At 73.2% G+C, this 11,603-nt stretch carries 5 protein-coding genes; 2 read left to right on the top strand and 3 right to left on the bottom strand.

The window, feature by feature from the left end:
* The 3 genes from BFF76_RS17240 to BFF76_RS17250 all read right to left on the bottom strand — a co-directional run.
* Positions 1-2,651 (bottom strand): ATP-dependent helicase (locus BFF76_RS17240; RefSeq protein ID WP_065848557.1); only part of this gene is annotated, 2,651 nt, incomplete at its 3' end.
* Positions 2,652-2,711: 60 nt separating this feature from the next.
* The gene (locus BFF76_RS33345) at positions 2,712-6,185 is read right to left on the bottom strand and encodes an ATP-dependent helicase (RefSeq protein ID WP_208604853.1); all 3,474 of its coding nucleotides are present in this window, start codon (positions 6,183-6,185) and stop codon (positions 2,712-2,714) included.
* A 315-nt stretch (positions 6,186-6,500) separates the two neighbouring features.
* Positions 6,501-6,911 carry an MGMT family protein gene (locus tag BFF76_RS17250; protein WP_031091225.1) on the bottom strand — a complete coding sequence of 137 codons (411 nt, stop codon included), beginning with the start codon at positions 6,909-6,911 and terminating at the stop codon, positions 6,501-6,503.
* Positions 6,912-7,127: 216 nt separating this feature from the next.
* Between BFF76_RS17250 and BFF76_RS17255 the strand changes: the two genes are divergently transcribed.
* Positions 7,128-9,890, top strand: coding sequence for a lysylphosphatidylglycerol synthase transmembrane domain-containing protein (locus tag BFF76_RS17255; protein ID WP_031091223.1), 2,763 nt, complete (start codon positions 7,128-7,130; stop codon positions 9,888-9,890).
* Positions 9,891-9,966: 76 nt separating this feature from the next.
* Positions 9,967-11,565, top strand: a complete 1,599-nt coding sequence (locus BFF76_RS17260; RefSeq protein ID WP_065848558.1) for an alpha/beta hydrolase — start codon at positions 9,967-9,969, stop codon at positions 11,563-11,565.
* Positions 11,566-11,603: the final 38 nt, after the last annotated feature.

An 11,603-nucleotide genomic window follows, 5' to 3' on the forward strand; every position in this document is an offset into this window, starting at 1 on the left:
TACGGGGGCTCCTCTTCGTACCGGGGCTCGTCGTCGTACGGGGGCTCCTCTTCGTGCCGGGGCTCCTCGTCGTACGGCGGCCCGTGCGGAACCGCGTGCGTGGGCACCGATTCGTACGCGTCCGGCGCCGGCGTGGCCGCCAGGGCCTCCAGGTGCGCCAGCACCGTGTCGCGCGCGGCGCGGCGGCGGGACATGGCGGTGTCGTCGAGCGGGAGCGGCCAGGCCTGGTCGGCGTCCGTCTGCTGGAGCGCCGGGTTCTCCTCGTCCTCCTCGGGCTCATCCGCCCAGACCTCGATCTCGCCGTACCCGGCCGCGCAGTGTTCGTACAGCGCGTCGAGGAAGGCGGACGGGCCGCGGGGCTTCTTCTGGGACGGCCCCCACCAGTGGCCGGAGCCGAGCAGCAGGCTGCGGGGGCGGGTGAAGGTGACGTAGCCGAGGCGGAGCTCCTCGGTGTGCTGATGTCCCTTCATCTCCTCCTTGAACGCCTTGAGGCCCTTGGCGTCGAAGGTGTCGAGGACGGGAAGCGTGGCCGCGTCGCCGCGCAGGGCGTGCGGGAGGACCTGGGGCTGGGAGGTCCACGAGTCCCGGGACTGCGTGCTGGGGAACTGGCCGCCGACGAGGCCGGGGACGGCGACGACGTCCCATTCCAGGCCCTTGGACTTGTGGGCGGTGAGGACCTTCACGGTGTTCTCGCCGCCGGGCAGGGCGTTGTCCAGGCCCTTCTCGTACTGGGCGGCGGTGCGCAGGAAGCCGAGGAAGGCGAGCAGGGACGCCTCCCCGTCCACGGCGGCGAACCCGGCCGCGACGTCCAGGAAGTTGGCGAGGGTCTCACGGCGGCGTGCGGCCAGGGCGTGCGGCGACGCGGAGAGTTCCACTTCGAGGCCGGTCGTCGCCAGGACGCGGTGCAGTACGTCCATGAGGGGGTCTGCCAGCGAGCGGCGGAGGTCGCGGAGCTCGGTGGCGAGGCGGGCGAAGCGGACGCGGGCCTCCGCGGAGAACGGCAGCTGGTCGTCCTCGGAGCCGCCCGACTCCAGGAAGGTGTCGAGGGCGTCGGCGAGCGAGATCACCTCGGCCGGGTCGATGCCCTCGACGGCCTCGGCCAGACGGAGGTCCGGGTCGGCACCGTCGTCACCGGGGGCGGAGCGGTGGACGAGGAGGCGCGCGCGGCGCCCGAGGAGGGCGAGGTCCCGGGGTCCGATGCGCCAGCGCGGTCCGGTGAGCAGCCGGACCAGGGAGGCGTTGGCCCCGGGGTCCTGCAGGACCTCGCAGACGGCGACGAGGTCGGCGACCTCGGGCAGGTGCAGCAGTCCGGAGAGGCCGACGACCTCGACCGGGACGTCCCGGGCGACGAGGGCGGCCTGGATGCGGGGGAAGTCCCCTGCGGTACGGCACAGGACGGCGATCTCCCCGGGCGGCGTACCGGTCCGTACGAGGTGGGCGAGCGAGTCGCCGAGCCAGTCGATCTCCTCGGCGTGGGTGCGCAGCAGGGCGCACCGGACCATGCCGTCCCGCTCGGCTCCGGGTGCCGGCCGCAGTGCCTCGACCCCTTCGTGCATGGCGCGCAGGGGTTCGGCGAGGCCGTTGGCGAGGTGCAGGAGGCGGCCTCCGCTGCGGCGGTTCTCGCTGAGGGAGTAGCGGGTGGCCGGGGTGCCGTCGGCGTGCGGGAAGTGGTGCGGGAAGTCGTCCAGGTTGGCCACGGAGGCGCCGCGCCAGCCGTAGATCGCCTGGCAGGGGTCGCCGACAGCGGTGACGGCGTGACCCGCCGTGCCGTTCCCGCCGCCCCCTCCGAAGAGTGCGGCCAGCAGCAGCCGCTGGGCCACCGAGGTGTCCTGGTACTCGTCGAGCAGCACCACCCGGTATTCCTCGCGCAGGATGGCGCCGACCTCGGGCCGGGTGAGGGCCAGCTCCGCGGAGAGGGCGATCTGGTCGCCGAAGTCGAGGAGATCGCGGCTGCGCTTGGCCGCCCGGTAGCGCCGGGTCAGTTCGAGGAGTTCACGGCGGGCCCCGGCCGTCTCGGGGATCTTGCGCAGCTCGGCGTTGGTGAGCCGGGCCGTCTCCAGGGTCCGCAGGAGTCCGGTGTCGTGCTCGACGAGTTCCTCGGGGCGCACGAGGTGTTCGGCGAGCTCGGCGTCCAGCGCCAGCAGGTCGCTGACGAGGGTGGGGAAGGACCTGGTCAGCGACGGGTAGGGGCCGGGTGCCTCGCGCAGGACCCGGGCGGCGAGCTGGTAGCGGGTGGCGTCGGCGAGGAGCCGGGTGGTGGGTTCGAGGCCGATCCGCAGGCCGTGGTCGGTGAGGAGCCGGCCGGCGAAGGCGTGGTAGGTCGAGATGCTGGGTTCGCCCGGGGGGTTGTCCGGGTCGATGACGTCGGGGTCGGTGACCCCGGCCGCGACGAGGGCCTTGCGGACCCGCTCGGAGAGCTCACCGGCGGCCTTGTTCGTGAAGGTGAGGCCCAGGACCTGTTCCGGGGCGACCTGGCCGGTCCCGACCAGCCACACCACCCGGGCGGCCATCACCGTGGTCTTCCCCGAGCCGGCTCCGGCGACGATCACCTGCGGCGCGGGCGGCGCGGTGATGCAGGCCGTCTGCTCCGGGGTGAAGGGGATCCCGAGGAGCTCCTTGAGCTGTTCGGGATCGGTGATGGGGGAGGACACTCCGGAAAGGCTAACCGGACGCACCGACAACGCCGTCCCGCGCGGATCCGGCCGGGGCGGTCAGTCGATGATCTGGCGGCCTTCGGGCTGCGCGCTGCACGACGCCTTGAAGGTGCAGTGGGTGCAGTGCTGGCCGGTCGTGGGGGTGAACCGTTCGTCCAGGACCTTTCCGGCCGCCGTGGCGAGCAGGTCGGAGACCCATTCCCCGGAGAGTGGTTCCTGCGCCTGCACCTTGGGGAGTGCGTCGCCGCCCTCCTTCTTCGGGGCGGGCTGGCGCAGCTGGACGAGTTCCGCGCCGCCGGGGGCGGGGCGGCGGCCGTCGAAGACCTCGTCCACGGCGCCCTCCCGGACCGCGAGCTGGTAGACGGCGAGCTGGGGGTGGGAGGCCACCTCGCCCCTGGTCGGCGCTCCCTTGCCGGTCTTGAAGTCGACGACGTACGCCCTGCCCTCGGTGTCCTGTTCGACCCGGTCCATGGAGCCCCGGATGCGTACCGCGTACTCGCCGGCTTCGAGGGTGACGTCGAAGTCGTGCTCGCTGGCGGTGGGGGTGCGGCCCGCGCGGTCCATGACGTGCCAGCTCAGGAAGCGTTCCAGGGCGGCGCGTGCCTGGCCCTTCTCCTGCTGGGATTTCCAGGGCGCGTCGAAGACCAGGCCGTCCCACACGGAGTCCAGGCGCTCCATCAGGACGTCCAGGTCGGCGGCGGTACGCCCGGAGGCCACCTCGTCGGCGAGGACATGGACCACGTTGCCGAAGCCCTGGGCCGCGGTCGCCGGGGCATCGGCCTTCACCTCGCGGCCCAGGAACCACTGGAGGGCGCAGGTGTTGGCGAGCTGGTCGAGCGCACTGCCGGAGAGCGCGACGGGGCGGTCCCGGTCACGCAGCGGGACCTCGGAGCGCGTCGGCTCGTTCAGCCCCCACCAGCGGTGGGGGTGTGCTGCCGGCACCAGTGGCCGGCCCTCGTCGTCGGTCAGCGCCGCGAGCCGGGCGAGCCGGCGGGCGGCCGCGTCGCGCAGGACGTCCGAGGCTGCCGGGTCGACCGTCGTGGCCCGGAGTTCGGCGACGAGCGCGGCGACAGCGAGCGGGCGGCGGGGACGGCCTGTGACGTCACGGGGTTCGACCCCGAGCTCGGTGAGGAAGCGGGAGGGCTGGTCGCCGTCGTCGGCGGGAGCCTTGACAGCGGTGACGATCAGGCGTTCACGGGCCCGGGTCGCGGCCACGTAGAACAGGCGGCGCTCCTCGGCCAGGAGCGCCCCCGGGGTGAGCGGTTCCGCCAGGCCGTCCCGCCCGATGCGGTCCGCCTCCAGGAGCGATCCCCGGCGGCGCAGGTCGGGCCAGAGACCCTCCTGCACCCCGGCGACGACCACCAGGCGCCACTCCAGACCCTTGGACCGGTGTGCGGTCATCAGGCGTACGGCGTCGGGGCGCACCGCACGGCGGGACAGGGTGTCTGCGGCGATGTCCTGGGCGTCGACCTCCTCCAGGAAGTTGAGCGCTCCGCGTCCCCCGGTGCGCTCCTCGGCCCGTGCCGCGGTGTCGAAGAGGGCGCACACGGCGTCGAGGTCGCGGTCGGCGTTCCGCCCGCCCGCACCGCCGCGCAGTGCCGCCCGCTCCAGCCGGCCGGGCCAGGGGGTGCCGTTCCACAGGACCCACAGGGCCTCTTCGGCGGTGCCGCCGCCCTCCAGGAGTTCGCGGGCCGTGCGCAGGAGCGCGCCGAGCCGCTGGGCGCCGTGGGCGTACGCCGGGTCGTGCGTGACCAGGCGTTCGGGCTCGGCCAGTGCCCTGGCCAGCAGATCCCCGGACGGCGGCGGTACGCGGTTCCCGGCGGCCCGCTCCTCGTCGCGCAGGGCACGGCCGAGACGGCGCAGGTCCGCGGCGTCCATGGAGCCGAGGGGGGACGCGAGGAGGGCGAGGGCGGTCTCGGTGTCGAGCCGGCCGGGCGCCGCCCCGCGCTTCCCGTCAGCGGCACGGTCCTGCGCGCCGCCGGTCTCCTCGGGCTCTCCGAGCTCCCCCGGCTCGCCGAGCTTCTCCAGGTCCTCGGGTTCCTCGGGCTCCGCGGGCTTCTCCTCCGGGCCGTCCCCGGGGAGGCCGTCCTCGGCCACGGCGGGCCGCAGCGCTGCCGTGGCGACGGTGCGCAGGGCGGTCAGGAGCGGCGCGACCGCCGGTTCGTGGCGCAGGGGGAGATCGTCGCCGTCGATCTCCAGGGGGACGCCGGCGGAGGTGAGCGCCCGGCGCACGGCGGGGATCGAACGACCGCCGGCGCGCACGAGGACCGCCATGTCCCTCCAGGGCACGCCTTCCTCCAGGTGCGCGCGCCGGAGCAGATCGGCGATGTTGTCCAGCTCGGTGGAGGGCGTCGGATAGGTGTACGTCTCGACCTGCCCGCCTCCGCGCACGGCGGCAAGCTCACGGTGGGCGCGGACCTTGTCCGAGGGCAGGCGGGTGAGCGGCATCCGGCGGGTGAGCCGTCGGGTGGCCTCCAGCAGCAGTGCGCCGGAGCGGCGCGAGGTGGTGAGGACTCCGACGGGGGCGGGCGCACCGTCGGAGCGGCGGAAGGTGTCCGGGAAGTCGAGGATGCCGTTCACATCGGCGCCCCGGAAGGTGTAGATCGACTGGTCGGGGTCGCCGAAGGCGATGAGCGTGCGGCCGCCGCCGCTGCCCGGCGCGGCGCTGCGCGGGTTCCCCGCCAGCGCGTGCAGCAGCCGCACCTGGGCGGGGTCCGTGTCCTGGTACTCGTCGACGAATACGGCGTCGTAGTTCCGGGCCAGTTCCGCCGCCACCTCGGGGCGCTCGGCGAGGAGGACCGCCCGGTGCACCAGTTCGGCGTAGTCGAGGACGCCCTGGGCGTCGAGGACGTCCAGGTACTCGGCGAGGAACTGGGCGGCGGCGCTCCAGTCCGGACGCCCGGTGCGGCGGGCGAACGCGGCCAGGGCGTCCGGGCCGAGACCCAGCTCACGGCTGCGGGCCAGCACCGCGCGGACCTCGTCCGCGAAGCCCCGGGTGGTCAGGCAGGCGCGCAGCTCGTCGGGCCAGCGGACATGGGCCAGCCCTGTCCGTTCCAGGCCGAGCTGGCCGGCCAGGAGTTCACGGACGGTGACGTCCTGCTCGGGTCCGGAGAGCAGGCGCAGCGGTTCGGCGAAGAGGTCGGCGTCCTGGTGGGCACGGACCAGGGCGTAGCAGTAGGAGTGGAACGTGGTGGCCTGCGGGCCCCGGGTGCCACCGAGCCGGGCCGCCATCCTGTCGCGCAGTTCGACCGCCGCTTTGCGGCTGAAGGTGAGGACGAGGATGCGTGCGGGGTCCGTCCCCCGGGCCACGCGTCGCGCGACCGCCTCCACCAGCGTCGTTGTCTTGCCGGTACCGGGCCCGGCGAGGACCAGCAGCGGGCCGTCCCGGTGCTCAACCACGGCGCGCTGCGCTGCGTCCAGGAGAGGAGGGTCCAACGAGCCAGGTGGTGTGCGCACCAGCCGGTACGCGCCCGGAGCCCGCCGCCGTGTCTGACGGTGCGGGCTGTTCCGGGTGGTGGAGGAGGAGCTCACGTGGATCGCCGGTCCTGGTGGGAGTACTCGGTCTGTGCGGTGGCCGGCCACGGGTTGCGGCCCGGGTCGGTGCCCGCCGGTGGCGGACGGGGCCGGGGCCCGGTGAGGACGGCCCGGTCATGAAGGAGACGGATGAGGGAGCGGAACGTGCCGCGTGCGGACGACGCTACGCCAGCGGCGGGGCGGACATCGGGCGGCCGGCACCGCGATCCGCGTGTTCGGCCGAGTCCCCCGTCACACGTGGTGCCCGGCGGGCCGGTGCGTCCCGCTCACCGGCCCGGTGCCCGTCCTGGCGGGGCACGATGGCGGAAGCTGTCAGATGTGAGTTTCGTCGCCCGGACCACCGGTCACGCCGTCCCATCTGGCGCGCTTCATGTCGAGGCGCGGAACGTGCCCGTCCGCGTCGCGCGGGGCCACGCGCAGCGGCGTGCCCTCCTCGCGGTAGTGGCCGAGGGCCCGCAGCTCATGGCCCGGCAGCAGTGCCCCGTCGGCGCGCACCACACGCCACCAGGGCGCCGCGGAGCCGTACAGCGCCATCACGCGGCCGACCTGCCTCGGCCCGCCGTCACCGAGCCATTCCGCCACGTCGCCGTACGTCATGACACGGCCGGGTGGGATCAGGTCCGCCACGTCCAGGACCCGCTCGGCGTAGACGGGCAGCTCGGCAGGAACGGGGCTCGGGGGCGTCGCCCCGGCCGGAGAGCCGCTCGTCCGGTTTTCGCTCATCCGTCCCATCCTGCCGTATGCCACCGACAATCGGCTGTGCACGGTCTCGTCCTGGTCACACGCCGTGCGCCCGCGGGCGCAGCAGCGTATGTTGCCCTTCGCGCCCGCGCAATGCACCCTGATGCCCCCCTCTGTCTGCAGGCCGTGCCACCATCGTGCGGGCGGTGACAGGTGATACGAGAACACGACGATTCGTCAGAGGTTAAGGAGCAGGGCGTGCAGCCACCGAAGGCGGCGGGCGCCTCTGATGCCGAGCCGCGCCCGGAAGCGTCCGACGCCTCCGGTGCGGACGCGCCCGATGCCGTCGCCCCCGGCTCCGAGGAGACCCGCGGGTCTGCCCCCGAGCACCTCGCGGGCTCGACGCTCGCGTCGGCCGACCCGGGCCTGGCCGACCGTGTCTCGGGCGACGAGCCCCTCCTCCCGGCCCGGGTGCACCGCCCCTCCGATCTGCTGCGGCTCCTCGTGGGCGTCCTCGCGATCGCCCTGCTGTTCTCCATCGCCGCCTTCGCCCAGGGGACCACCACGGGCCTCGAGAACGACATCTCCAAAGGCACCGACCAGGCCCCCGATCTGCTGATCAAGCTCGCCGGCCTGATGTCCAGCATCGCCGTGCTCCTCGTGCCGGTCGCCTTCGCGATCGAACGCCTGGTGAAGCGCGACGGGCTGCGCATCGCGGACGGGGTACTCGCCGCCGTGCTGGCCCACGGGGTGACCCTGGCCACCGATCTCTGGGTCGCCCGGTCGGCGCCCGGGACGATCAGGGAGGCCCTGACCCAGCTCCAGCCGGGGGACTCGCTCACCGACCCCGTGCACGGATACCTCGCGCCCGTCATCGCCTATATGACGGCGGTCGGCATGGCCCGCAGACCGCGCTGGCGGGTCGTGCTGTGGGTGGTGCTGCTCCTGGACGCCTTCGCGATGCTGGTCGGCGGCTACACCACACCGTTCTCGATCGTCCTCACCGTGCTGATCGGCTGGACCGTGGCGTACGGCACGCTGTACGCGGTGGGCTCGCCGAACGTCCGCCCGACCGGCCAGCACCTGATGGCAGGCCTGCGCCACGTCGGCTTCCGGCCGGTCGCCGCGATGCGCACCGAGGACTCCGCCGACAACATCGACCAGAGCGACCAGGGACGCCGCTATCTGGTCACCCTGGAGGACGGGCCACCGCTCGACGTGACGGTCGTCGACCGCGAACAGCAGGCCCAGGGCTTCTTCTACCGGGTGTGGCGCCGGCTCACCCTGCGCACCATCACCCAGCGCCGCTCCATCCAGTCGCTGCGCCAGGCCCTGGAGCAGGAGGCGCTCCTCGCGTACGCGGCGATCGCCGCCGGGGCCAACGCACCCAAGCTGATCGCCACGTCCGAACTCGGACCCGACGCCGTGATGCTCGTGTACGAGCACATCGGTGGGTGCTCGCTGGACGCGATGGAGGACGAGGAGATCACCGACGACCTGGTGCGCGGCGCCTGGCGCCAGGTGCGGGCGCTCCAGTCGCGGCGGATCGCTCACCGCAGGCTCACCGGGGACGCCATCCTGGTGGATCGTTCCGGCAAGGTGTTCGTCACGGACCTGCGGGGCGGCGAGATCGCGGCCGGTGACCTGATCCTCCGTATGGACGTCGCCCAGCTGCTCACCACCACCGGCCTGCGGGTGGGGGCCGAACGGGCCGTCGCCGGGGCGCTCGCCGTGCTCGGGCCCGACGCCGTCGCCGACTGCCTGCCGCTGCTCCAGCCGATCGCGCTGAGCCGCTCCACCAGGGCGACGCTCCGCAGACTCGCCCGGGAGCGTTCGCAGCACGAGCGCGAGGCGGTGCTGGAGGCCTCGCAGGCGGCCAAGGAGGCGAAGGCCGAGGAGCACGACGCCTCGGCTGCCAACGACCGCAAGGCAGTCCGCAAGTCCCTGCGCACAGAGAAGCAGGCCGAGAAGCGGGCGATCGACGATGCCATGGAAGAGGCCCGCGAGGAGGACATGCTGGCCCAGATCCGCCGCCAGGTGCTGCTGATCAGGCCGCAGGCGCCGGTCGAGCCGGTCCGCCTGGAGCGCATCAAGCCGCGCACCCTTCTGAGCTTCATCGCGGGTGCGATCGCCGCCTACTTCCTGATCTCCCAGATCACCAAGGCCGACTTCAGCACGGTCGTGGAACAGGCGGAGTGGGGCTGGGTCGCGGCGGCGCTGGGCTTCTCGGCCCTGAGCTACGTCGCCGCGGCCATGAGCCTGCTCGGCTTCGTGCCCGAGCGGGTGGCCTTCGGGAAGACCGTGCTGGCGCAGGTCGCCGGGTCGTTCGTCAAGATCGTGGCCCCTGCGGCGATCGGCGGTGTGGCGCTGAACACGCGCTTCCTGCAACGCGCCGGGGTGCGCCCGGGACTCGCCGTCGCGAGCGTGGGCGCGTCCCAGCTGTTCGGCCTCGGCTGCCACATCCTGCTGCTCGCCCTGTTCGGCTATCTGACCGGCACGGAGAGGACCCCGGACTCACTCACCCCGTCGAGGACGGTCATCGCGGGCCTGCTCACGGTCGCCGTGCTCGTGCTGGTGGTGACCGCGATCCCGTTCCTGCGGAAGTTCGTCGTCACCCGGGTGCGGTCGCTGTTCGCCGGCGTCGTGCCCCGCATGCTCGACGTGGTGCAGCGTCCGCAGAAGCTGGTCACCGGCATCGGCGGCATGCTGCTGCTGACCGGGCTGTTCGTCATGTGCCTCGACGCTTCGATCCGCGCCTTCAGCGGTCCCGGCGTCCCCGAGCTCAGCTACGCCAGCATCGCGGTGGTCTTCCTCGCGGGCAACGCCCTCGGGTCCGCCGCGCCCACCCCGGGCGGCATGGGCGCGGTCGAGGGTGCGCTGACCCTGGGTCTGATCGCGGTGGGCCTGCCGTCGGAGGCCGCTGTGCCGTCCGTACTGCTCTACCGCGTGATGACGCTCTGGCTTCCGGTGCTCCCCGGCTGGATCTGCTTCAACCAGCTGACCCGCAAGGGCGAGCTCTAGAACACGCGCGCGGGGCGTACCACTCGCATGGACGACGCCCCGCGCGGTCCCTCCCGCCCCGCCGCACGATGGGTCCATGTGGACCTCCCCCGCTCTGCGTGCCGCCGCCCTCGCCGCCACCGCCACCGTGCTGCTCCCACTGGCCGCCTGTTCGGACGACGGCGACGACGGAGGTGCGGAGAGGTCGACGCCGTCGGCCGCCTCGACGGCGGCCCCCACAGCGACGGCGGGAGAGCTGTCCTCCCAGAAGCTCGACTGGAAGCCCTGCCCGGCCCCCAACCAGGCTCAGGGCAGTGGCACGTCCCCCTCGCCCCTGCCGGGCGGGGCGTCCTGGGAGTGCTCCTTCATGGACGCCCCCCTCGACTACGCCGATCCCGACGGCCGGACCATCGAGCTGGCGCTCATCCGCGCCGCCGCCAGGAACAAGGACCGGCGGATCGGCTCGCTGATCTTCAACTTCGGCGGACCAGGCGCCTCCGGGGTCGCCACCCTGCCGTCCTTCGGCACCGACTACGACTCGCTCCGCACCCGCTACGACCTGGTCAGCTTCGACCCGCGCGGGGTCGGCCGCAGCGAGGGCGTCGAGTGCTCGGACGACCGGACGCTCGACGTGCGCTACGAACAGGACGGCACCCCGGACGACGCCGAGGAGGAGAAGGCGTTCGTCGAGGACCAGAAGTCCTACATCGCGGACTGCGAGGAGAACTCCGGGGACGAGCTGCCCTACGTCGGCACCACGAACGCGGCCCGGGACATGGATCTGCTGCGCCAGGTGCTCGGTGACGACAAGCTGTACTACTTCGGGATCTCGTACGGCACCGAACTGGGCGGGGTCTACGCCCACCTGTACCCGGAGAACGTCGGACGGGCCGTCCTGGACGCGGTCGTCGACCCGACGGAGGGCTCCCTGGAGTCCTCGCTCGGGCAGGCCGAGGGCTTCCAGCTCGCCCTGGACAACTTCACCGCGGACTGTGCGGAACGCGACGACTGCAAACTCCCCGGAGCCACCTCGCGGGAGGTCCAGGACTGGATCGCCGATCTCCTCGCCGGGCTGGACGGGAGACCCGTCCCGGGCCTCGGTGAACGCGAGCTGACGCAGACCCAGGCCACCACCGGCATCGCGTCGGCCCTCTACTCCCAGGAGACCTGGCCTCTGCTCGAACAGGGCCTCGACGAGGCGGACGGCGACAACGGGGGGCTGCTGCTCGCACTCGCCGACTCGCTGAACGGCCGTTCCGAGGACGGGCGCTACGACAACTCGAACGCCGCGAACGCCGCCGTCAACTGCGCGGACTCCAAGGAGCGGTTCACCCTGGAACAGACCAGGAAGGCGCTCCCGCGATTCCGCGAGGCCTCCCCCGTCTTCGGCGAGTACCTCGGCTGGGGGCTGATGTCCTGCACCGGCTGGCCCGTCGCGGGCGCCTGGGACACCCCGGACGTCAGCGCGCCCGGTTCGGCGCCGATCCTGGTCATCGGCAACACCGGGGACCCGGCGACGCCGTACGCCGGCGCGAAGGCGATGGCCGCCGAGCTCGGCAGGGGAGTCGGGATCGAGCTCACCTACAAGGGCGAGGGCCACGGGGCGTACAACGGCGGCAACACCTGTGTGCAGAAGGCCGTGGACGGCTACCTCCTCGAAGGGAAGGTCCCCGAGTCGGGAACGGTGTGCGGGTGACCGTTCGTTGGACCGCCGGGGAACGGCGCCCGGGCCGC

The organism is Streptomyces mutomycini, assembly GCF_001700505.1.
Taxonomy (GTDB): Bacteria; Actinomycetota; Actinomycetes; order Streptomycetales; family Streptomycetaceae; genus Streptomyces; species Streptomyces mutomycini.

Excerpts from the sequence above, each read along its gene's own strand:
- BFF76_RS17250 (WP_031091225.1), bottom strand. The coding sequence starts at position 6,911 with ATGAGCGAAAACCGGACGAGCGGCTCTCCGGCCGGGGCGACGCCCCCG.
- BFF76_RS17260 (WP_065848558.1), top strand. The coding sequence starts at position 9,967 with ATGTGGACCTCCCCCGCTCTGCGTGCCGCCGCCCTCGCCGCCACCGCC.